Here is a 23,035-nt window from a genome sequence, read left to right on the forward strand (position 1 = left end):
TCCACGATTTTCAGGAAATGCCCCTGGAAAACAGGTCGCTTGACAGTAAGTGGACCCGGGGCTAGAATCACTGTGTACACAATCTTTGGGGCAGGTGAAATTCCTGACCGGCGGTGACAGTCCGCGAACCCCTTTGGGGCCGACCCGGTGGAATTCCGGAACCGACGGTAGCAGGCAGATGTCTGGACAGTCCGGATGGGAGAAGATGGATACGCTCACAGGTCGCAGTCAGGACTTTCATGAGATGAACCATCTCGTGGAAGTCCTTTTTCATTCTCGGCAATGGCAAGGCCTCCATCTAGTCAAAGGTGTACCGAAACTTTGGATTTCCCGCGGAAAAACAGCAGACCTGCGGGAGGCAGCAGAATTGGAGGTAATTATGGACACACTTGTCAGAGATAACCCCACTAGGGGAGAAGAAACCCAAAAAGCAAGCGGCTTCAGCACAAGGAGACTGGTGATCATCGCCATGTTCTCCGCCTTATCCGCCATTCTCATGCTCTTTGAGCTGTCGCTCCCCATTGCCCCTTCCTTCCTGAAGTTCGACATTTCCGACCTGCCCGCGATCCTGAGCACCTTCATGATGGGGCCTGTCGCCGGTATTATCATAGAGGCCCTCAAGAATATCTTAAAGCTCCTCTTCCGTGGAACCTCTACCGCCTTTGTGGGTGAGCTGGCCAACTTTGCCGGCGCCGCTGTTTTCGTTTTGACCGCCTCTTTGGTCTACCGCTTCAAAAAAGGGAAGATGGGGGCAGTCCTCTCGCTCTGCGTGGGAACCGTTCTGACAACCATCGCTTTCGTCTTCATTGATTACTTCGTGATTTTTCCCATGTATGTAACCCTCTACGGCATGCCCATGGATTCCATCATCAAGATGGGGACCATGGTCAACGGCCGCATCAGCGATCTCTTTACCATGATGGTCTACGCCGTTGCCCCCTTTAATCTGATCAAGTACGGTCTGGTCTCCCTGATCACTTTCTTCACCTACAAGCGGCTGAAGCAGATTCTCTTCCGATAAGACTCTTTTCGTCCGGAGGCAATTCACTTCTTTTTCGGATATTCGCTTCTTCTGCGGATATCCACTTCTTCCCTGTAAGATCGCTTTCCCATGGAGAGGCTCTTTATCCCTGAAGGATTGCTTCTTCTCCGGATATCCACCTCCTCCCCGAAAGATCGCTTTCCCTCGAAGGCCTCTTCTTACAATTACATATGCTTATTATAAAAGCCGACGCCCTGTTTTCATTTGCACCTGCCTGCATATGCAATATGGCGGCGGCTTTCTTTTTTTGTAATAATGACCGCTTCGTGGAGTATATGGCATACTCGGGCTTCCCATATGCCATTGTTCATGACTATAGAGCATGACTAAGGAGCACTCGTGGTGCATTTTTCGCCGCGTATAAGGCTGCATGCGACCCCTGGGAGCGAATCGATGATCGGTTCGGTAACATCGTGCGCATTGTATGGATACGAATTTTTCAAAACTTTAGGTTGACTTTAACTTCCCCCTGTATTCTCTTCTCATCCCAAGACAAGAAACAAGCTGAAAGGAGGTCAACATGGCAGATCAGATGATTTTCAAGCGCTATGAGCTCAAGTATCTCCTGTCTCCGGAGATGGATCGGGCCATCCGCATAGCCATGATGGAACACATGGTGCCGGATATCTACGGGAGGAATACCAACCTCTCCCTCTACCTGGATACACCTGATTTCCTTCTGGTCCGCCGATCCATTGAGTCTCCTGTTTATAAGGAAAAGCTTCGGATCCGCAGCTACGGAACCGTCGGCCCGGAGGACAAGGTCTTTGTAGAGCTTAAGAAGAAGTACCGAAAGGTAGTCTATAAGCGAAGGGTCGCCCTGACCGAGGATGAGACAAATGCCTGGATCAAAGGGTCTTGTCTTCCCGCGGACAGTCAGATCGTGCGGGAGATCAACTACAGCCGCAGACTTTACCCCCAACTGGCCCCCCGCATGCTCCTCTCCTATGACCGGCAGGCTTTCTACGCGAAAGAGAATCAGGACTTTCGGCTGACCTTTGACCGGAATATTCTCTGGCGGATGGAAGACCTCAACTTACACAGTCCCGTTCGGGGGCGGCCCCTTCTGAAGGACGGACAGGTGCTGATGGAGATTAAGACAGGGGCAGCCATTCCCCTCTGGCTGGTAGAAGTCTTAAGCCGCGAGAAGATCTACAGGAGCTCCTTTTCCAAGTACGGCAGAGCTTATGAAGAGCTGATGCGAAAAAACAAACCAGGGAGGCAGGCATATTGGATGCCCTCCATCCCCGGCGGACACGGAATTCTGTCCGAACAGGAATTGCGAAATTCCCTTCCCGCCCCAACGGAACACGAAGAGAGGAGGCATGACAATGACATCGCTGTTTAGCGGAATTTTCGACACATCAACAAGCACGGTAATCGCCCCGGGATATTTTCTGCTCTGCCTGGGGGTATCCTTTCTGATCGGTCTCTGGCTGGCCGGCATCTACGCCTACCGAAGCCGGCACACCCAGTCCTTTATGCTGACTCTGGCCCTCCTTCCCGCCATCGTCTGCGTGGTGATCATGATGGTCAACGGCAATATCGGCGCCGCGGTCGGCGTAGCAGGAGCCTTCTCTTTAGTTCGCTTCCGCTCCGTCGCCGGAAGCGCCAAGGACATCGCCATGATCTTTTTAGCCATGGCGGCTGGCCTGATCGTCGGCATGGGATATCTGGCCTACGCGATTCTCTTCGCTCTGCTTGTAGGAGCTGCCCTCTTTGCCCTGGTACAGACTGATTTCGGGAGCACTCGCAGATCTCTCTACAGGAATCTGCGCGTGACTATCCCGGAGGATCTGGACTATACGGACCTCCTCGGGGATATTTTCAAAAACTATTGCAGAACCTCCCATCTGGTCTCTGTCAAGACGAGCAACATGGGAAGTCTCTTCAAACTGACCTACGATATCGAGCTCAAGGATCCCGCGAGGGAAAAAGAGATGCTGGATGCGATCCGCGTCCGAAACGGTAACCTGGAAATCACAGTTTCACAGCAGGAGGTGACAAATGAGCAACTTTAAGAGATATAACATCAAGCGTTTTGGCGCAATCGCCATGGCCGGAGGTCTGACCCTGGGACTGGCGGCCTGTGGAGCAAAGACCGCTTCAAAGACTGCTTCCAGCACCACAACGAGCAATACCGCGTCCGCGACTTCTGCCGCCGCTTCTTCCTCAGATTACTTCACAGACCGGGACCTGTCCGGTGACTATGACGACGCGAGCGCCACCCATATCACCCTGTCTGACAGCGCTTCTACGGTCGATGGCCAGGGAGCGAGTGTCGACGGATCCACAGTTACCATTACATCGGAAGGCACCTATGTCTTCTCCGGCAGCCTCTCCAACGGGCAGATCAAGGTAGAGGCGGATGATACCGCCAAGGTTCAGATCGTTTTGAAGGGCGTGAGCATCAGCAATTCCGGCTCGGCAGCCATTTACGTCAAGACGGCGGACAAAGTTTTCGTCACAACGGCGGAGGGCAGCGACAACCGTCTGACCAGCAGCGGAAGCTTCGCCGCGGACGGCAACATCAAGGTGGACGGAGCCATTTTCTCTAAGCAGGATCTGGTGATCAACGGCAAGGGCTCCCTGTCCGTCAAGTCCTCCGCAAACGGGATCGTCAGCAAGGATGACCTCAAGCTGACCGGGTCTACCGTGACGATCGACGCCCAGGGCAAGGGACTGGAGGCCAATGATTCCATCCGAATCGCCGACGGAACCTATACGATCAACGCGACAGATGACGCTATACACGCAGATTCCTCTGACACAGAGGCCGGCTTCTTCTACATGTCGGGTGGCACACTGGCCCTGTCCAGCGGCGATGACGGTATCCACGCCGACGGCAAGCTCAACATCGTCGGCGGCAAGATTGTCGTCAGCCAGTCCAACGAGGGCCTGGAAGGATCCCAGATTGTGATCGACGGCGGCGACATCAATGTCACATCCAAGGACGACGGCCTCAATGCCGCCGGGGATTCCAATACGAGCAGCGACTACTCCGTCACCATCAACGGAGGTAAGCTCGAGGTCAACGCCTCCGGCGACGGCATTGATTCCAACGGTGATATCTATATCAACGGTGGCGAGACCTACGTCTCCGGCGCGACCAATAACGGCGACTCCACCTTAGACTACGGAGATCGATCCAAGGGAGTCATCAGCGGCGGAACGCTGATCGCCACCGGCTACTCCGGTATGGCGGAAGCCTTTGACTCCTCCTCCACCCAGGGCATGATCCTCTATGGGCTGAGCAACACTTCCTCAGAAACTGTGACCGTGACAGATTCCTCCGGAAATGTCCTGGCTTCTTACACTCCGCCCAAGAACTACAACGCGGTCTATGTCTCCGCGCCCGGAATGACGACCGGAAACAGCTACACCATCGCAACCGGATCCTCCAGGCAGACCATCAGTCTTGACTCCATCGTCACGACCTCCGGGAACGTAAACAGCCGCGGCATGGGCGGCCCCGGAGGCATGGGCGGCTCTGGCAATTCGGGTGGCCCCGGAGGTTCGGGCGGCCCCGGAGGTTCGGGCGGATCCGGCAGCGCAGGCGGCCCCGGTGGTATGGGTGGATCGGGCAGCTCCGGCAAGTCCGGCCGCTCGGGCAAATGAGGTACTTCCGGAAAATCCGCCGATTCAGGCAAGAACTGACAGCTAATCAAAATTCCGCGGGTCTCCTCTGAGACGTCAGCAGAAATCCGCGTTTATCATAAAAGCATATTACGCACCACAGAAGAGAGGGACGACGACTGCCGTCCCCCTCTTATTCATGCTTTGAAATCACCATGACAAATGCTCCGTGGATCACCCTGGCGTACTGTGATCGCACTCTACGACCAGTGCTTCGGAATCACTACGACAAATGCTCCGTGGATCACCCTGGCGTACTGTGGCCGCACTCTACGACCAGTGCTTCGGAATCACTATGACAAATGCCTTCGTATATCCCGGGTAGTTCTCGTCTAAAATCAGTCGGTAACCATGCATCTGGCTGATCTTGGCCGCAATTGAGAGCCCCAGGCCCGATCCTCCCCGGCTGGAGCGCGAGCTGTCTCCCATGGCGAAGGGCTCGAACATATGCTCCGCCAGCTCCCGGGGGATGGGCTGCCCGTCATCAGCGATGATCACCAGAATCCCCTCTCCCAGTCCGTATCGGATCCGGTCCTCTTGCGTCTGGCCGCGGCGCATCTGATCATAGGAGAGGGCTCTATCCGTGTGCCTGATGGCCTGCGTGCGAACCAGAATCCTCGTCCCCCTCGGGTTGTGGCGACTGGCATTGTTGATCAGATTGCTGATCACACGTGAGAATTGAACCCGATCCGCCAGGATCTGCCAGCGCTCCTCGCTGATCTGCGCGTCCAGCTCCATCCCTCTGTCCTCTACCTCTTCAAAAAGCAGAGCGGTATTCTCCCGGACCAGCTCATTGATATCCAGGGTTCTCTTCTGCAAATGAAATCCCGTAGAGTTGATCTTCGCGTAGTCAAAGAGGATATTGATCAGATCGTTTACCCGCCTGGACTTGGCCTCAATGGCCTTAAGATATCGCCTGGCCAGAGCGGGATCCGTGACCATGCCGTCTTCCAGTGCCCTGGCATAACCCAAAACCGTCGTGATCGGATTGCGCAGGTCATGGGCGATATCTGAGAGGATCAGATTCCTGTCCGCGTCGAATTTCTCATGCTCTTTTCTCTGCTCTTCCTGCAGAAGACGCATCTGCCCAATCACGAAACGGGCATAGAGGACCCCTGTGATCACATAGGGCAGAGCATAGAGAAAGATCATGATCGCCAGCACGAGCAGAAGGAGAAAGACGCCTCCCCCCGTCAGATGCGGCAGAACCATTCCCTTCGATCCCGTAAAGACATGGCTGACGATCACCGCCAGTATCTGATCCTCCAATTCTGTCAGACTGCCCTGAAAGATCAGACCAAGCAGGCGAACCAAAAGCAGAAAGATCATCCCTAAAAAGAGATAAATGCTCTGCCCGACCGTCATGCTTTGAATTCCCGCCTGCTCCATCAGCGGCAGAATCAGACCCGGCACAAAGAGCCGGTTCACCAGCTGAACAACGAGCAGCTCCAGGCCCGCCGCCACCAGCATGACCACGATAAAACCCGCGATCAGGCGAATGGTCATATTGGTCTGCTGCTCGGATGTCATCTCTTTTTCTCCATGCGATATCCCAGTCCACGGATCGTCCGGATATAGTGGTTGTTGTCCCCATCATCCAGCTTGGAGCGAAGCTTACTGATGCAGACCATGATATTATTGTCCGCAACGATATACTCCTCCTCCCAGCCTCTCTCATAGATCTGCTGCTTGGTAAAGACCTTGCCGGGGTGAGACATGAAGAGATCCATAATCCGATACTCTACCGAGGTCAGGTCGATCTCCTCTTCTCCGCGGTAGAGGGTACAGGCCTCCCGATCCAGGCGAAGGTCCTGCACGCGCAGCTCTTTTTTGCCCCTGTCCTCTCCGCTTCCGAGGGCAATATCCGCTCCCAGGGCATAGAAGCGCCGGATCGAGGCATTGATCCTGGCCACCGCCTCCAGGGGGTTAAAGGGCTTGGACAGATAATCATCCGCCCCCAGATTGAGGCCCAGAATCTTATCAGAATCCCCGTCCTTGGCAGAGAGCATGAGAACTGGCATGTTGCTCTTCTTCCGAATCTCCTTGAGCAGACAAAAGCCATCCATCTTGGGCATCATGACGTCGAGCACGCAGAGATCCACATGCTCTTTCTTAAGCAGATCCAGGGCCTCCAGGCCGTCATTGGCCTCTAAAACCCGATAGGACTCATGATCCAGGTACAGACGGAGGAGTTCACGGATTTCGGCCTCATCGTCTGCCAGCAGGATTGTATATTCCATCTTCCGCGCCCTTATCCTTTCACTCAATTCCCTGTATTCACCGCATCTATTATAACAAAGAGGGTCGACCTCATGTATCGCATGCGCGCATTCCGCAGCGCCGCGACAGATACCGGTCGACCCTGTCTTCACATTTCACGTTTCATCGAATTGCTTCTTAGCGGGACTGATCCTCCCGGTCGGCGGAACGGCTCGCCTCAATTGCCTGAGCAAAGGTCTCCGCGTCAGGGTCGAGACCTCCCTCTGTCGCCTTTCCCTTACTTTCCTCAGACTGCGCTATCTGGCCTAGTCCAGCTTCCTCTGTCTGCGCGGCTCCCTGGCCAGCTTCTTCTGTCTGCACCGGTGCCTGGCTCTCAGCAGCGGTTTCCTCCCTTGGAGTGACCCCCTGGCCTTCGGCTGTATCTGCCTTCTGCGCAGCTACCTGGCCCTCAGCAGTCGATCCCTCCTTCTGTACAGCCGCCTGGCCCTGGCCGGACACAGCTCCTTCCCTCCTGATGTGGTTGAAGGGGTTATTCTCCTCTGTCACCAGATTGGCCTCCGAAGCAAAGGGGGACGTCGGCGCTACCGGAGAGACCGGCTCCTGAGGAACCTGCGGTGTCGGGTCAATCGGACTGTCCACACGGTCGAAGGGACGCTTCTCCTCCTTGATAGCCTCATAGAGGGCAGCCCTCGTCTGTACAACATATGGATTGGCCCAGAAGAAATTGGAAATTCCCAATGTCACAGTCCCAAGCAGGAACCAGGGGATAAAGGAGAGATCCAGAACAAAAGATCTGAACTTATTGCCATTCATCATATACCTGGAGACAGCAAAGGCATCCTCTCTCGGCATATCCGGATACTCCGCCAGCAAATAGGGAATCATCTGATACTCGTAGGACTTGACGATGCCTGGGATCAAAAAGAGTAAACTCCACAGGGATGTGAAGAGTCCCCGCAGGAACATGATCTTCACTCCGTTCATGTAGTGATGATCGAAGCCGTGACCCAGGCTGGACACCCGACCGGGGCCATGCAGATTGTCTAAATAGAAGCGGCTGGCTCCCAGTTCCAGAGGACCATAGACAAAGACGGAGACAAGCAGTCGGATGGTTCCCAGGATGAGGATCAGAGCGAACCCGAGGGCCAGAAACGCAAAGAACATCACATAGATCCGGGCCCAGACTGTATCCTGAATGCGACGGGAATTCCAATAGTCCCTGTTATACTGATAGCTGTCCCTGTAGGAATTGCTGTAACCGCTGGAATAATTATTGCGAAACAGACGGGAGAGATCCTCATCGTCCAGGAGAGAGCTGCGGTCAGGATTGGTCTGATAGGAGGCCGGATAGACCAAATCAGACTGCACATAGCCATTGGAATCTGTCCTGGGAACTGCGGAGAAGAGAAGATCTTCCCAATAATTTGCTCCAGATGCGATCGTTCCCACAACTGTAGCCACGGAAATGCCGTTGACCCAACCGCTGGCAATACCGCCTCCGGCAGTCGCCATCATAAAGGCAATGGTCACCAGCAGTGTACGCCAGTAGTTGCCTCGAAAGGCCTTCTTGGCTCGATCCTTTAAATCTTTTCTTTCCCACATAAAAATACTCCTATCAGAGACTTGTTTTTCAAGTCAAATCATAGGAGTATAACCTTATTCCCGCAATAGAAAAACCTTAAAAGATTCTTAAAAAGCCCTGATTCCTCCCGCTGCCCTTTCGGGTTGACCTGTCTTCACCTGGTCTGCAGATTGGCATTATTCTGGCGAACGCTGTCCTGCCCCGCCTCAGGCGCGTTTCCCTGGGCATTGCTGTCCGTGAAGCTGTTATCCTTATTTACCGTGACCCCAAGCCCCTTTAAGTCTTTTTTGGCTGATGTGCGATAGTGAGAACCGGTCAGATCCGTCAAAAGCTGCTCGTAATACTTGACGGCATTGTCCCGGTCGCCCAGCTTATTGTAGGCAGAGGCCAGCCGATAGAGGGCGGCGCCGTCCTCATATCCGGCACTGGCCTTGTCCTGAACCAGGGGCAGGTACTGGTTGACCGCCTCCTGCCAGTTGCCGGCGCTGTAGGCCGTATTGCCCGCTGTATACGCCGACTTCTTCTTGAAATCAGCCAGCTTATTGTTGAGCTCGTCATAGTCGGCCTTGCCGGTGTCTCCCAAAAGATCTCGGTTCACGGAGGAAAAGGCCTGATAGGCCCCCGCCTGATCATTGGCCGCCAGCTTTCTCTTGGCCTCGATTAGATTCTCATAGGAAGTCACCGCATCCGCCTTGCCGGTATAATTGGATAGCTGACTCTGCAGACTCTCCACCTGCTTCTGCAAAGAGGAAATACTGGTGTCCGACGCCTCCTTCTGCTGATTGGCGGATACTAAGGCATCGGCTGCCGTGCTGTTATTGTGCGCTCTGACCGCCGGGTAAATGAGGAAGACCGAGATCAGAATCCCTGTGATGATCCCCACAAGGATATTGAGGAAGCTCCCTCTGACCCCGTCAAAATAGTCTAAGACAGAGCGATGATCCTCCAGGGGTATCTCATCACTGCCCAGTATAGAAGCCCGGGGAAGACGACGTCGGCTCCCCCTGTGTGACTGGGCGGCCTTCTTAAGGCCCTCCCGGGTCTCCTTGCTGTAGCGAACGGTCACGGGGTCAGAGGCGTCAATCCTCCGGGCCACCTTTAAGGCCCTGTCCGCTTCCTCGTAATTGCCGTCCGCGATTTGGCAGAGGGCAAAGAGCTGATAGGCCTTGACCATATGCGGATTCATCTCCATAACCCGCTTGAGCTGAATCCTCGCCAGGTCTCGGTTTCCCTCCTTACAGTAGCGAACCGCCTGGTTGAACTTGTGCATGGTATTGGTGATCTTGTCCAGGGCGCCCCTGCTCTTCTGGATCTCCTCCAGGTAAAAATCCACCCGATTGCCTTCCGGCTGCAGATTCTTGCTGATCACCCACTCGTTCAGGGCTAAAACCGTCTCGCCGATCTCATAGTAGCACAGTCCCAGCAGGTTTCTTGCATCCGTCAGCCCCTTGTCGCAGTGCAGGGCAGTCTCCAGATTTTCAATAGCGGAAGAAATCTCCCTGTTTTGTGCCCGGCGCAGGCCCTCGTTATAGAGCTGCTGACCCCTGGCCCTGACCCTGCGGTACTCCCTCAGATTGGCGCCGCATATGGGACAGTATTCCTCCCTGTCGATCTCATAGCCGCAATAAAAACAATTCATAGCAGCCCCCTAACGGCGTAGCGCTCCGCCATTTTTGACAATCTCTCGCATGAGATCTGTCAAATCTGTCAGGTCTTTCCCGTGAATAGCGTCTTCCGCCTCTTCAACTTCCATAATGGGCTCGTAATGCTTCAGCTCTTCCTCAAAATCTATCATGAAAAATCCTTCCCCCGGCTACCGGAATACATTTCACAGGGACGCGCCGCAGGGTTTATCTCCCTCCGACGCAGGGCTCTCACACGGACAGCCCTTCCTCGATGGACTTGAGTCGGGCTGTGACATCCGCCATCATCTGCTCATACTTAGCCAGCTTATCCCGCTCAGCCGCCACCTTATCCGCAGGGGCATTAGAGAGGAAGCGCTCATTGCTCAGCATGCCGTGAGACCGCTTCAATTCTCCCTCCAGACGTTTCTGCTCCCTCGTAAGGCGTTCCTTCTCCTTAGTCAAATCGACCAGATCCGCCAGGGGCATATAGATGACCGCGTCGGGAATCACTGCCGACACCGCGTCTGAGCCGATCCCGCTCTCGTCCGCTTGGACACAGACCTCAGAAGCGTTGGCGAGCCCGGCATAGGTTGTTTGATTTTGCGAAAAAATCTCCCGAATCCCCGCGTCCTGAGACACGATAATCAGCTTGGACTTACGGCTGTTGGGCACATCCATCTGCGTCCGGACATTGCGAACGGCCCGAACCAAATCCATGGCGTGCTCCAGAGCCTGCTCCGCCTCCGGATCACAGGCCTGCGCGGAGTAAACGGGCCAGTCCGCGATCATAATGGATTTCTCCTCCGGGCGCAGGCTGCAGTATATCTCCTCCGTAATAAAGGGCATGAAGGGGTGGAGGAGCTTTAAGGCCTCCGCCAGAACTCCCTTCAGGGTATAGAGGGCTGCGTTGGCGGAGTCCGGATCCTGCTCCTTGTGGTACATGCGGGGCTTGACGATCTCAATGTACCAGTCGCAGAACTCATCCCAGATAAAATCGAAGACCTTCTGTACCGCGATCCCCAGCTCATACCTCTCCATGTTGTCCGTAAGCTCTTTTACCACGGTATTCAGGCGGCTTTTGATCCAGCGATCTTCTATTTTCAACTCACTGGACGCCGGCTCATGCAGGCTGACCCCGTCCAGATTCATCAGGATGAAGCGGGAGGCGTTCCAGACCTTATTGGCGAAATTGCGGCTGTTCTCCACACGCTCGATATAAAAGCGCATGTCATTGCCGGGCGCGTTTCCCGTGATCAGAGTCAGGCGCAGGGCGTCGGCCCCGTATCGGTCGATGATCTCCAGGGGATCAATCCCGTTGCCTAAAGACTTAGACATCTTGCGCCCCTGGTCGTCGCGGACCAGGCCGTGGATCAGGACATGGTGGAAGGGAGCCTTACCGGTCTGCTCCAGGGCGGAGAACATCATGCGGATGACCCAGAAGAAGATGATGTCGTATCCCGTTACCAGAACATCAGTCGGATAGAAGTAGTCCAGCTCCGGCGTCTCCTTTGGCCAGCCCAGGGTGGCAAAGGGCCAGAGGGCGGAGGAGAACCAGGTATCCAGGGTGTCCTCATCCTGGACGAAATGCCTGCCCTTGCACTGAGGGCAGATCTCCGGGGCTCCGCCCCGTCTCACGACAATCCGGCCGCAGTCCTGGCAGTAATAGGCCGGAATCCGGTGTCCCCACCAGAGCTGACGGGAGATACACCAGTCCTTGATGTTCTCCAGCCAGTGCTCATAGGTTTTCCCGTAGTTCTCGGGGACAAAGCGCATCTCTCCCCGGTGAAAAGAGTCGAGTGCCTCCTTCCCCATCTCCTTCATACGGACAAACCACTGGGGTTTGATCATAGGCTCAACCGTCGTGTGGCAGCGATCATGAGTGCCGACGGCATGGGTGTGGGGAACAACCTTGACCAGAAGGCCCAGCCGATCCAAGTCCTCCACCATGGCCCTGCGGGCCTCATAGCGGTCCATGCCCGCGTACTTGCCGCAGCGGTCATTCAATGTGGCGTCGTCATTTAAAATGTTGATCTCTTCCAGCTGATGGCGCCTGCCCACCTCGAAATCATTGGGATCGTGGGCGGGCGTGATCTTCACGCAGCCGGTTCCGAATTCTCTGTCGACATACTCGTCGGCGATCACCGGAATCTTCCGGTCCGTCAGGGGAAGGAGGAGCATTTTGCCGACCAGGTCCCGATAGCGGTCATCCTCAGGATTGACAGCGACAGCCGTATCCCCCAGGAGGGTCTCGGGACGGGTCGTCGCGATCTCAACGAACCGGCCCTCCTCTCCCTCAATCGGGTACTTAATATGCCAGAAGCTGCCCTCCTGTTCCTCGTGCTCGACCTCCGCGTCAGACAGGGAGGTCTGACAGCTGGGACACCAGTTGATGATCCGGCTGCCCCGATAGATATAGCCTTTCTCATACAGGCGGCAGAAGACCTCCTCGACCGCCTCGGAGCAGCCCCGGTCCATAGTGAAGCGCTCCCTCTCCCAGTCCGCGGAACTCCCCAGCTTCTTCAGCTGATTAATAATCGCGCGGCCGTATTCCTCTCTCCAGTCCCAGCAGTATTCCAGGAACTTCTCCCTGCCGATGGCCAGCTTGTCAATCCCCTTTCCCTTCAGGGCATTGGTCACCTTGACTTCCGTGGCGATGGCCGCGTGATCCATCCCCGGCTGCCAGAGGGCTTCATAGCCCTGCATGCGCTTGTAGCGGATCAGAATATCCTGCATGGTATTATCCAGGGCATGACCCATATGCAGCTTTCCGGTGATATTGGGAGGGGGCATGACAATGGTGAAGGGCTTCTTATCCCGGTTCACCTGAGCGTGAAAATATCCCTTATTCTCCCATTTCTCATACAGGCGGACCTCAATCCCCTTAGGATCATAGGTCTTGGCAAGCTCCCTGCTCATACAAACTCCTTCCCTGGTCGAAAAAGACCGTGAAACAGCGCATACCGACCGCCATACTCGCGATGACATTCCTGTTCCCGCGCGATATATGGCGACCAGCATGGCATTTCACAGCCTCGTCATGCCTCTTCCTTCCGATTGGCTCTACTCTCTGTTTCCTGCGCCAAAGCCGTAATCTCTAGTCATTTTAAGCGGATCCGGGGGGCTTGTCAACGTGCCGGACAGGCACTCAAACCCACACCGGACGGGCACCCAAGCCTGCCGCTCAAGCCTGCCCGCCCGTCCGGGTTACAGATCCGCCCAGACAGGCAAAAATCAGGCAAGGCAAAAGCAACGTAAAAGAGCACAGCCGGCATGAAGCGCCGACCGTGCCCTATCATCCGTGACAGATAAGTGCCCACGGGCACAGATCTGATTCCCTTTACTCCAGGAGCACAAAATCAATATCCGCTCTCCTGCCTGGAATATCAGCCCTTCTTCTCCTCGGTACAGCAGGATCCATCTGCGCAGTTTCCGCTGCAGCCGATGCAGCCTCCGGAATGACGGATCACATGAACACAGCCGATCACCAGTGCCACAATGGCAACAATCGCAATGATACTTCCAACAATCGTAGGCATATTTGCTCCTTTCTCATCAGATCCCTTGGCGAAGGAACTCTGACGACAATAATAACACTGATATTTTTCAAATGCGCGCAGATCAAAGACAGATCTGCACGCATTGATTTGCATTTACGGCAATGAGAAATTCATTACTGCTTATTCTTCTCCAAAGCCTCAACAGAGGTCTCGCCTCTCACTGTCTCCTCAGGTACATAGCCCTTGCGGAAGAGCAGGTAGAGAACGCCTGCCAGGAGGATGAAGCCCAAAACAGACGCGGCGGTGAAGGGTACGCCGAAGGCCAGACCGATGACACGATAGACGATCAGTGACACAACATAGGCCCAAGCGCACATCCAGCCGACTGCGGCCCAGAACCACTTGCGGTTGTTCATCTCTCTGCGGATGGCGCCCATAGCGGCAAAGCAGGGGGCGCAGAGCAGGTTGAAGCACATGAAGGCATAGGCGGAAATGGGGGTGTAGTCCTTGGCCACATTGTCCCAGATCTGCTCACCGTCGTCCTCCAGATCATCATCTCCCTGATAGTTATAGAGAACGCCGAAGGTGCCGACTACATTCTCCTTGGCCAGAAGTCCGGTCACAGACGCGACGGTCGGTCTCCAGGAGCCGAAGCCATTGGGTCTGAAGATGGTAGAAATGGGCTGGGCGACGGTAGCCAGAATGGAGGAGTCCATATAGGAGACCTCATCCTCATCCACATTCATCTTCTCCGCCAGATCAGTGACGATCTGCGGATTCTCCTCGACCGCGTTGTCCCAGTTGTCATCCTGCAGATAGGAGAACTTCCCTTCAATGAAGCCGAAGTTGGAGGCGAACCAGATGATCATGGTCGCGAGAATAATCATGGAACCGGCGCGCTTTACGAAGGAGAAGCCTCTCTCCCAGGTGGCGCGGGCGACATTGCCCACGGAGGGCACATGATAGGCGGGCAGCTCCATAACGAAGGGAGCCGGCTCTCCCGCGAAGGCCTTGAATTTCTTCAGAATAATTCCTGAGAGAACAATGGAAGCCATTCCGATAAAGTAAGCGGACACGGCGATCAGGGAGTTGCCTCCGAAGATCGCTCCGGCGATCAGGCCGATGATGGGCATCTTGGCGCCGCAGGGGATAAAGGTGGTAATCATAACCGTCAGACGGCGGTCACGGTTATTCTCAATGGTACGAGTTGCCATGATTCCGGGAACGCCGCAGCCGACGCCGACTAAAACCGGAATGAAGGACTTGCCGGACAGGCCGAACTGGCGGAAGATACGATCCATGACAAAGGCGACACGGGCCATATATCCGATGTCCTCCAGAATCGCCAGGCAGAGGAACATAACGACGATCTGGGGAACGAAGCCCAGCACAGACCCGACACCCGGGATAATTCCGCTCTGAATCAAAGAGTAGATAATTCCTCCCTCCTTAAGGTGCAGGACACCTAAGAGGAGCATATCCATCCAGGCCGGAACCAGCTTGGCGAAGAGTTCCTCGTTGATCCAGTTGGTCGCGATGGTTCCGATTCCGATATGACTGCCGAAGTCCCCGTTGGCGCCGCCCATGGAAACGGCATAGACGAAGGCCATGATAACAACGAAAATCGGCAGGCCCAGCCAGCGGTTGGTGACAATGCGGTCGATCCGGTCGGATATGGTCATGGCGTGCTTGCCCGCCTTCTTCTTGACCGCGGAGGAGATAATCTTTGCAATATACTCATAGCGGGCATTGGTCACAATCGACTCGGAGTCGTCGTCGTAGTGATCCTCACAGGCGGAGACGATGTCCTCAATCTGGCTCTCGACGTCCTTAAAGCGGCCTGACTCCATCATCTTGGAGTCTCTCTCAAAGAGCTTGATGGCGTACCAGTGCGCGAACCTGGCGTCGACCTTGCCCGCGATCAGGTTCTCGATCTTGTCAATCGCAACCTGGTCCTCTCCGCTGAAGATGGCCGGAGCGACGACCCCCTGCTTGGACTTGGCAGCCTTTACCGCCAGCTCCGCCGCCTGCGTGGTGGACTCATTCTTGAGCGCGGAGATCTCGATTGTCGGGACCCCCAGCTCCACAGCCAGTTTCTTGACGTCGATGGAGTCTCCGTTCTTCCGAACCAGATCCATCATGTTCACTGCTAAAACCACAGGAGTCCCCAGCTCCATCAGCTGGGTTGTCAGATAGAGGTTACGCTCAATATTGGTTCCGTCGACGATGTTTAAAATAACATCCGGTTTCTCCTCTACCAGATACTGTCTGGAGACGACCTCCTCCAGAGTGTAGGGAGAGAGAGAATAGATACCCGGTAAATCCTGGATCGTCACATCATTGTGACCCTTGAGTTTACCTTCCTTCTTCTCAACCGTAACACCGGGCCAGTTACCGACATACTGTCTGGCGCCAGTCAGGTTATTAAACAACGTCGTTTTACCGCAGTTGGGGTTACCTGCCAGAGCAATTTTGATACTCACACTTGCCTCCTACTCTTCTACTTCAATCATCTCTGCGTCCGCCTTGCGGATGGAGAGCTCATAACCGCGCACATTCAACTCCATGGGATCGCCCAGGGGAGCCACCTTGCGAACCAGAATTTCTACTCCCTTAGTGATCCCCATATCCATGATACGGCGCTTGGTCGGGCCCTCTCCGTGCAGACGTCTGACCGTCGCCTTTTCCCCAACCTTAACATCTTTGAGTACTTTCATATTCTCCTCTTTCTGCACAATAAAATGCCTGCTGCTCTTGCCTCAGGCATTGCCAAACCATACTGCTCGGTGTCCGGACTCTCTCTATACCATAATCCGGTTCGCCATACCTGCATCAATCGCAACGCGAGAGGACTTGATCTGTACAATCAAGTTGCTTCCGTTATCACTGACCACCATGACCTCTTCGCCGGGGACGAAGCCCAGCTCGGACAGGTGGTTGCGCACACTGTCGCGCCCGTTGATTTTAATGATCGTATTCTTGCTGCCCTGATCTGCCATGGAAAGCGGCATCATCAACATCACCTCGATTCTCTCTCAGAAGCGTCCGAACAGCCCCTTCTTCTGGCAGGGAAGGCACTCAGCACCCAGGTAGTCATACCCGGTCTCCTGAATCGCCGCCTCAAGAGCGTCCAGATCCACCTTCTCCTCTGTGAGGAAGGTAGCCTGCTTCTTCCTGCGGTCCGCCTTCACCTTCTTCGCCGATGGGACGGCCTTGCGGATTGCTTCGGCGATATGCGTCTCGCACATGTTGCACATCATACCTTCAATTTTGGCTTTCGTCTGATACATCCAGTTAGTCCTTTCTAACCAGTAATAGTATATTGTAAGGGTACCCTTACTTCCATAGTCAAATTGCACAGATTTGCCTAGCCTAACAGGCGATTTTCAACAAAAAATTACCTCTATTCTCAAATGCTTCTGCAAAAATTCTCATATCCTTCCTCAAAACGCGCTTGGCCGACCGCATTAGCCCTGCCCATAGTAGGCATGGGCCCCATGCTTGCGATAGAAATGCTTGTCGCGGATGGCGTCCTGAGCCGGTCTGGCCTGTGGATTGATTTGCTCTGTCTGACAGGCCATTCGAGCCAGCTCCTCCAGAACGACGGCATGGTAAACCGCCTGAGCGGCATCCTTCCCCCAGCAAAAGGGTCCGTGGCTGGCGCAGAGAACCGCCGGCGTGAAGACCGGATTCAGTCCCCGCTCGTCGAAGGTCTCCAGGATGACATTGCCCGTCTCCTCCTCATAGGCCGTTTCTATCTCCTGCGGCGTCAGATCTCTGGTGCAGGGAACGGGACCGTAGAAATAGTCCGCGTGCGTCGTCCCGTAGAGAGGGATATCCCGTCTCGCCTGAGCCCAGGAAGCCGCCATGGAAGAATGGGTGTGAACAATGCCCCCGATTTGGGGCCAGGCCCGGTAGAGCCGCAGATGCGTTGCCGTATCCGAAGAGGGGCGCAGATCTCCCTCTACCTGTCTGCCCTTAAGGTCTAAAACGACCAGCTTCTCCGGGGTCAGATCCTCATAGTTAAGGCCGCTCGGCTTGATGACAATCAAGCCGCGTTTCCGGTCAATCCCCGAGACATTGCCCCAGGTATAGGTCACCAGCCCGCGCGCGGGCAGCTCCATATTGGCCCGGTAGACTTCCATCCGCAATTCTTCCAGCATATCCTTCTCCTTCTTTTGTCTCTCTACCTTATCTTTGTGTGGACAGACCCTGTCCGCTTCTGTTCACTGCCTGCCATCCTTCTTATTTGAATAAGCCTGCCCGCACTCAAAGAGTCGCCTTAGACCGGCTTTGACCCGCTCCTGTCGGCTCACAAGGGCCGCCTGTTCTGAAGAGTCTAATCCTGCCTTCTGCTCTGTAAGCGTTCTCCGGCGAGCCGCTCAAGCGCAAGTCCCTCCCGATAGTCTTGCATGTAGCGCTCAAAGCCCTCGACATCCTCAGGATCCGGCGTCATAGTCTTCGTCTCCATCCGACAGAAGACCTCCTTCTTCAGATAGGTCGCCAGATCCGGCCGAGCCATTGATTCCGTCAGCATGTATGCCGCTAAAACGGCGATTCCCCAGGAGCCTCCCTCAGAGGCCGTCGCCAGAAGTGAGACAGGGGTGTTCAGAGCGGCCGCCATGAAGCGCTGTCCTACTCCTCTGGTCTTGAAGAGGCCTCCGTGCGCGTACATGCGCTCCAGCGGCACGCCCTCTTCCTTGAGCAGGATGTCCATGCCGATTTTGAGCGTAGCCATGGAGGAATAGAGGTTGGATCGCATGAAATTCGCCAGTGTGAAATGGTCTTCCGGTCGTCTGACCTGCATGGGACGGCCAAGAGAGCAGCCGGTCACATGTTCCCCGGACAAATAATTGTAGGAGATCAGGCCTCCGCAATCCGCCTCTCCGGCCAGAGCCTCTTCATATAGCTTGCCGTAGAGACTGTCCATATCCATCTCTATTCCGGCCAGTCGATTATAGTCCGCAAAGAGCTGAACCCAGGCATTGAGGTCACTGGTGCCGTTGTTGCAGTGGGCCATGGCGACGGGCTTTCCGTCCGCTGTCGTCAGCAGGTCCAGCTCACGGTGGATATGGGAAAAGAAGTGATCCATGACGATCATCGCGAAAATAGAGGTCCCTGCGGACACGTTCCCGCTGCCCGCGGCCACGCTATTAGTCGCGACCATACCTGTTCCCGCGTCTCCCTCCGGCGGGCAGAGCGGAATTCCGGGGATCAGATCCCCCTCGGGATCCAGACATCTGGCCCCGTCCTCTGTCAGGTAGCCCGCCCTCTGTCCGGCCGACAGGGGCTTCGGCAGAATCTTCATCAGGTCCAGGTTCAGACCGGCAATGACAGGATCCACCTGGAAACTGGCAATGTGATCCGCCCGATAATTCCGGGTCTTCTCGTCAATCGGGAACATGCCGGAGGCATCTCCGATTCCCAGCACCTTTTCCCCGGTCAGCTTCCAGTGCACATAGCCCGCCAGCGTTGTCAGAAAATCAATCCTGGCCACATGCTCTTCCCCATTCAGGACGGCCTGGTAGAGGTGGGCGACGCTCCAGCGCTGGGGAATATGATAGGAAAAGAGTTCTGTGAGCCGGTCCGACGCCCTCTCTGTCATCGTGTTGCGCCAGGTTCGGAAGGGAACCAGCAGATTTTTGTCCCGGTCAAAGGCCAGGTAGCCATGCATCATCCCGCTGACTCCGAGCGCTGCCAGCTTGGACAGCTTTACCCCATAGCGATCGAAGACATCCCTCTTCATGGAGGCATAGCAAGCAGCCAGGCCCTTCCAGACGTCCTCCAGATGATAGGTCCAAATGCCATTCTCCAGTCGATTCTCCCAGGTGTAGTCTCCCCCGGCGATCGGCCGGTGACTCTCGTCGATCAGAACCGCCTTGATTCTGGTGGAACCGAATTCGATTCCCAGTACTGCTTTTCCCTCTGCAATTGTCTCTTTCGCCCCCATAGTTCCTCCTTTTTTCCGCGGGAGATTTTCCGTCTTTCCTCCGCCTTATGCTTTCCTCTATCAATTATCACTGTCTTTCGGTTTGTGTGCACGTGCACGTTTTCTCTATCCTATCAGCTTGACGGGCATTCTTCAATCGGGAATCAGCTTTTCGCCTGCTGATACAATCGGGAATCAGGTTAGCGCTTGCTTTTCCTCTCTGAGAGTCTTATCATATCAGTTGTATAAAATCTTTTTTGTGCAAGCTTATTTTGCAACCACAAGGGGTGTGCTTATGAAAATGCAGGAATCGGCCCAGGATTACTTAGAATCCATTCTCATCCTCTCCCAGAAGCAGGACTATGTCCGCGCCACTGACATCTGCGCCTATTTCGGATATGCCAGAGCAACCGTCTCCGTCTTCATGAAGCAGCTCAGAGAGAACGGTTACGTCAGCATGGATGAACACAAGCATATCAGCCTGACTGAGGCCGGCCGCCAGGTCGCCGTCGAGATGTATGAGCGCCACAAGTTTCTCTCCGCCTTCTTCGAGAGCATCGGCGTCCCGGAGGAGATCGCCGTTCGAGACGCCTGCCGCATGGAGCACTATATCTCCGCTGACACCTTCAAGGCTCTCAAGGAACACTTCGGCACATCCGCGGAAATAGAAGTCGGGAAATAAGATTCCCGGGATAAAAGCTGTTCATAGGACAGCGTCTTTGTCAGACGGAATATTTGAGAAGGCCCCTGCGATCGCAGGGGCCTTCTCAATATCGATTGCATATTACAGAAGTTTTCAGAACAGATACATAATCAGGCAAAATTTATCTGGCCTGGTGTACCTTAAGCAGATTGGTCTTGCCCTCGACAGCCAGGGGAAGGCCCGCGGTAACAACCGCCAGCTGATCCTTCTCCATCAAATTCGCCCGGACCGCAGCCTCGACGGCATCATCAAGCAGTCTGTCAATATCGCTCTCGGTCTCAATCATGACAGGTGTCACGCCCCAGTAGAGGTTCATCTGTCTCATGACCTGCTTATCGGTACAGCAGGCAATAATCGGATTGGCCGGACGGAATTTGGAAATCTGTGTGCAGGAATGACCGGATTTCGTCACATTGATGATGGCTACAGCGTCGATATCAGCGGCCAGCGTGCAGGCCGTATGGGCAATCGACAGGGCGACCCCGTCCTCTTCCTTAGCCTCGATCGCTGATACGCCGCGCTCTTTCAGACGGGCCTTGTAATTGATATCTTGTTCCGTGCGCACACAGATCCGGGCCATGGTTTTCACTGCCTGGACCGGATAGTTACCGGCTGCTGTCTCACCGGAGAGCATCACAGCCGATGTCCCGTCAAATACGGCATTGGCCACATCTCCCGCCTCGGCCCTGGTCGGTCTCGGATGAGTAATCATGGAGTCCAGCATCTGCGTTGCCGTGACAACCAACTTCCCCTTGAAGAGGGTCTTCTTGATAATCTCCTTCTGAAGGATCGGGACATCCTCCAGGGGGATCTCAACACCCATGTCTCCACGGGCCACCATAATACCGTCACAGGCGTCAATAATCGCGTCGATATTGGAAACGCCCTGGTTGGATTCAATCTTCGCAATAATCTTGATATTGTCTCCCCCATGCTCATGAAGGATCTTCTTGATCTCCAGGATGTCTTCCGCTGTGCGGGTAAAGGAAGCCGCAATAAAATCGAAGCCCTCCTGGCAGCCAAAGATCAGATCGGATCTGTCCTGCTCTGACAGATAATCCATGGTCAGGTCCACATTGGGAACATTGACCCCCTTCCGATTCGACACCGGTCCGCCGTTTAAGACTCTGCAGGTAATATCGGTATCGGTCAGCCCGGTAACCTCAAGTTCCACCAGGCCATCATCGATCAGGATATGGGACCCGACCTCGACATCTTTGGGCAGATCCCGATAGGAAACCGTGACAATCTCATTCGTTCCCTCAACCTGGCGGGTCGTAAGCGTAAAGGTCTGGCCATCCTCGAGCATCACCTTCCGGTCTCTGAAGTCCCGAAGACGAATCTCCGGCCCCTTGGTATCCAGCAGGGCCGCAACGGGCAGGTGCAGCCTGTGCCTGATCTCACGAAGCTTGACCAGACGTCCCAGCTGCTCCTCGTGATCTCCATGGGAGAAATTAAAGCGGGCGACGTTCATACCGGCCCTGACCAGTTCCTCCATCACCCCATCCCTGTCAGTGGATGGTCCCATGGTACAGATGATTTTCGTCTTGCGCTTGTAATCCATGAAAAATTCTCCTTCTCTCTATTCTCTATTGCCCTGACGCGCGTAGATCCTCACGCCCTCATGGCGACGATCGCTTTTTGGTCAACGATTGCCTTGACGCGCGTGAATCCTCATGGGCAATCACTTTCCGATCATCGTCCCTCTCTGTCCCGCGATGGTCTTCTCCTGACCCTTCAGCCGCGTGATCAAAACCTTGCGAATGGCGGAATCCCCGATAAACTCAATGGCAGCCCGGATCTTAGGGAGCATATCGTCCGCGCCGAACATCCCCTGGTCCGCATATCTCGCGGCGTCCTCAACGCTGAGATAATCCAGCGCCTGCTCCTGCTCTGTTCCGAAATGAAGACAGACCTTGTCGACAGAGGTCAGAATCACCAGCATATCCGCGTCTACCGTCTGCGCCAAAAGTCCCGCCGCGGTATCCTTCTCAATGACAGCAGAGGCTCCCTTGAGGTCCTGCCCTTGCTCCAAAACCGGGATTCCGCCGCCGCCGCAGGCAATCACGAGCTGATCCGCCTCCAGAAGCGCGTTGATAGCGTCTGCCTCCACAATATCTATGGGCCTCGGCGTTGCCACAATGCGGCGATATCCGCCGTCAACCGCCACAATATGATTGCCCTTCTTCTCCTGTGCCCTGGCCTCTTCCTCATTCAGGACGCGGCCGATCACCTTGCTGGGATGGTAGAAGGCCTCATCATAGGGATCCACCGTCATCTGCGTCAGAAGCGTGACGACATTCTTATAAATACCCCTGCGATTCAGTTCGCCCCGGATGGCATTCTGCAGATCGAAGCCGATATAACCCTGGCTCATGGCGGAGGCAACAGACATGGGCGTGGAGGTATACTCGCTGTGATTCTTGGAGAACTCATTCATGGCCGCGTGAATCATGCCAACCTGAGGACCGTTGGAGTGCGTGATCACCACCTGATAGTCCTTCTCGATGAACTCGGCGATTGCCCTTGCCGTCTTGACCGTCGCCTCCTTCTGCTCCGGCAGAGTGGTTCCAAGCGCCTCATGTCCCAGGGCAATGGCAATTCTCTTTTTCTTCATTGCGTACCTCCCATTTCGCATGAAAACTTGTCCCTAGAATAGCATATCCGGGGCTCTTTTACTATGTAAAAAGAAATCCCCGATGCGGCCCGATGCGGCAAAAATACCTTAGTACGGTTCCGTGCGGCAAAAAGAAGTCCTGACACACGCGGCGGCCCGGCCGAACATGTATCGGGACTTCTCT

The 23,035-nt window shown here is 55.0% G+C and carries 21 protein-coding genes and 1 riboswitch; of the genes, 5 read left to right on the plus strand and 16 right to left on the minus strand.

Features of this window, described 5'->3' with window-relative positions; genetic code table 11:
* Window positions 1-77 precede the first annotated feature (77 nt).
* Window positions 78-211: riboswitch (FMN riboswitch) on the plus strand.
* A 168-nt stretch (window positions 212-379) separates the two neighbouring features.
* Window positions 380-1,021 (plus strand): ECF transporter S component, encoded by a 642-nt coding sequence (locus GCWU000342_RS07040; RefSeq protein ID WP_045001051.1) that lies wholly within the window; start codon window positions 380-382, stop codon window positions 1,019-1,021.
* Between the two features lie 103 nt (window positions 1,022-1,124).
* Here GCWU000342_RS07040 and GCWU000342_RS10515 read toward each other — a convergent pair whose 3' ends face one another.
* Entirely contained in the window at window positions 1,125-1,346 is a 222-nt protein-coding gene (locus GCWU000342_RS10515) for a hypothetical protein (protein WP_006906671.1), read from the minus strand.
* Between the two features lie 216 nt (window positions 1,347-1,562).
* On the opposite strand from GCWU000342_RS10515, the gene GCWU000342_RS07045 reads away from it, so the two are divergent.
* Genes GCWU000342_RS07045 through GCWU000342_RS07055 form a run of 3 tightly spaced genes read left to right on the plus strand, consistent with a single transcriptional unit; the run spans window position 1,563 to window position 4,660 of the window.
* Window positions 1,563-2,390, plus strand: a complete 828-nt coding sequence (locus GCWU000342_RS07045) for a polyphosphate polymerase domain-containing protein (RefSeq protein WP_006906672.1) — start codon at window positions 1,563-1,565, stop codon at window positions 2,388-2,390.
* Window positions 2,374-3,063: a DUF4956 domain-containing protein gene (locus GCWU000342_RS07050; RefSeq protein ID WP_006906673.1), complete on the plus strand. Its 690-nt coding sequence runs from the start codon at window positions 2,374-2,376 to the stop codon at window positions 3,061-3,063. The genes GCWU000342_RS07045 and GCWU000342_RS07050 overlap by 17 nt, the downstream gene beginning before the upstream one ends.
* Window positions 3,050-4,660 (plus strand): carbohydrate-binding domain-containing protein, encoded by a 1,611-nt coding sequence (locus tag GCWU000342_RS07055; protein WP_006906674.1) that lies wholly within the window; start codon window positions 3,050-3,052, stop codon window positions 4,658-4,660. The genes GCWU000342_RS07050 and GCWU000342_RS07055 overlap by 14 nt, the downstream gene beginning before the upstream one ends.
* Before the next feature lie 288 nt (window positions 4,661-4,948).
* On the opposite strand, the gene GCWU000342_RS09990 is transcribed toward GCWU000342_RS07055, so the two are convergent.
* From GCWU000342_RS09990 to GCWU000342_RS07115, 13 genes are all read right to left on the minus strand, one after another.
* Window positions 4,949-6,208, minus strand: a complete 1,260-nt coding sequence (locus GCWU000342_RS09990; RefSeq protein WP_006906675.1) for a sensor histidine kinase — start codon at window positions 6,206-6,208, stop codon at window positions 4,949-4,951.
* On the minus strand, window positions 6,205-6,918 hold the full coding sequence (locus GCWU000342_RS07065) for a response regulator transcription factor (RefSeq protein ID WP_006906676.1): 714 nt from the start codon (window positions 6,916-6,918) through the stop codon (window positions 6,205-6,207). The genes GCWU000342_RS09990 and GCWU000342_RS07065 overlap by 4 nt, the downstream gene beginning before the upstream one ends.
* A 157-nt stretch (window positions 6,919-7,075) precedes the next feature.
* On the minus strand, window positions 7,076-8,500 hold the full coding sequence (locus GCWU000342_RS09995) for a DUF975 family protein (RefSeq protein WP_006906677.1): 1,425 nt from the start codon (window positions 8,498-8,500) through the stop codon (window positions 7,076-7,078).
* 134 nt (window positions 8,501-8,634) lie between these two features.
* Window positions 8,635-10,119 carry a tetratricopeptide repeat protein gene (locus tag GCWU000342_RS07075; RefSeq protein ID WP_006906678.1) on the minus strand — a complete coding sequence of 495 codons (1,485 nt, stop codon included), beginning with the start codon at window positions 10,117-10,119 and terminating at the stop codon, window positions 8,635-8,637.
* Window positions 10,120-10,128: 9 nt separating this feature from the next.
* Complete coding sequence (locus GCWU000342_RS10655; protein WP_006906679.1) at window positions 10,129-10,275, minus strand: hypothetical protein; 147 nt, start codon at window positions 10,273-10,275, stop codon at window positions 10,129-10,131.
* Window positions 10,276-10,354: 79 nt separating this feature from the next.
* Window positions 10,355-13,021 (minus strand): valine--tRNA ligase, encoded by a 2,667-nt coding sequence (locus GCWU000342_RS07080; RefSeq protein WP_006906680.1) that lies wholly within the window; start codon window positions 13,019-13,021, stop codon window positions 10,355-10,357.
* A gap of 467 nt (window positions 13,022-13,488) precedes the next feature.
* Window positions 13,489-13,641 carry a FeoB-associated Cys-rich membrane protein gene (locus tag GCWU000342_RS10520; RefSeq protein ID WP_156784526.1) on the minus strand — a complete coding sequence of 51 codons (153 nt, stop codon included), beginning with the start codon at window positions 13,639-13,641 and terminating at the stop codon, window positions 13,489-13,491.
* A 134-nt stretch (window positions 13,642-13,775) separates the two neighbouring features.
* The gene (gene feoB, locus GCWU000342_RS07090; protein WP_006906682.1) at window positions 13,776-16,085 is read right to left on the minus strand and encodes a ferrous iron transport protein B; all 2,310 of its coding nucleotides are present in this window, start codon (window positions 16,083-16,085) and stop codon (window positions 13,776-13,778) included.
* A gap of 9 nt (window positions 16,086-16,094) precedes the next feature.
* Entirely contained in the window at window positions 16,095-16,319 is a 225-nt protein-coding gene (locus GCWU000342_RS07095) for a FeoA family protein (RefSeq protein ID WP_044960070.1), read from the minus strand.
* Between the two features lie 84 nt (window positions 16,320-16,403).
* On the minus strand, window positions 16,404-16,601 hold the full coding sequence (locus tag GCWU000342_RS07100) for a FeoA family protein (RefSeq protein ID WP_330360274.1): 198 nt from the start codon (window positions 16,599-16,601) through the stop codon (window positions 16,404-16,406).
* A gap of 36 nt (window positions 16,602-16,637) precedes the next feature.
* A complete protein-coding gene (locus tag GCWU000342_RS07105; RefSeq protein ID WP_006906685.1) occupies window positions 16,638-16,892 on the minus strand; it encodes a heavy-metal-associated domain-containing protein in 255 nt (84 codons plus the stop codon).
* 177 nt (window positions 16,893-17,069) lie between these two features.
* Window positions 17,070-17,765, minus strand: a complete 696-nt coding sequence (locus GCWU000342_RS07110) for an L-ribulose-5-phosphate 4-epimerase (RefSeq protein WP_006906686.1) — start codon at window positions 17,763-17,765, stop codon at window positions 17,070-17,072.
* A 176-nt stretch (window positions 17,766-17,941) separates the two neighbouring features.
* On the minus strand, window positions 17,942-19,552 hold the full coding sequence (locus GCWU000342_RS07115) for a xylulokinase (RefSeq protein ID WP_006906687.1): 1,611 nt from the start codon (window positions 19,550-19,552) through the stop codon (window positions 17,942-17,944).
* A gap of 274 nt (window positions 19,553-19,826) precedes the next feature.
* Between GCWU000342_RS07115 and GCWU000342_RS07120 the strand changes: the two genes are divergently transcribed.
* Window positions 19,827-20,213, plus strand: coding sequence for a metal-dependent transcriptional regulator (locus GCWU000342_RS07120; RefSeq protein WP_006906688.1), 387 nt, complete (start codon window positions 19,827-19,829; stop codon window positions 20,211-20,213).
* 142 nt (window positions 20,214-20,355) lie between these two features.
* Here the strand turns inward: GCWU000342_RS07120 and pyk are convergent, their stop codons facing one another.
* Complete coding sequence (pyk, locus tag GCWU000342_RS07125; protein WP_006906689.1) at window positions 20,356-21,798, minus strand: pyruvate kinase; 1,443 nt, start codon at window positions 21,796-21,798, stop codon at window positions 20,356-20,358.
* A 120-nt stretch (window positions 21,799-21,918) separates the two neighbouring features.
* The gene (gene arcC, locus GCWU000342_RS07130) at window positions 21,919-22,851 is read right to left on the minus strand and encodes a carbamate kinase (protein WP_045000863.1); all 933 of its coding nucleotides are present in this window, start codon (window positions 22,849-22,851) and stop codon (window positions 21,919-21,921) included.
* Between the last annotated feature and the right edge of the window lie 184 nt (window positions 22,852-23,035).

Source organism: Shuttleworthella satelles DSM 14600 (genome assembly GCF_000160115.1).
Lineage (GTDB): Bacteria > Bacillota > Clostridia > Lachnospirales > Lachnospiraceae > Shuttleworthia > Shuttleworthia satelles.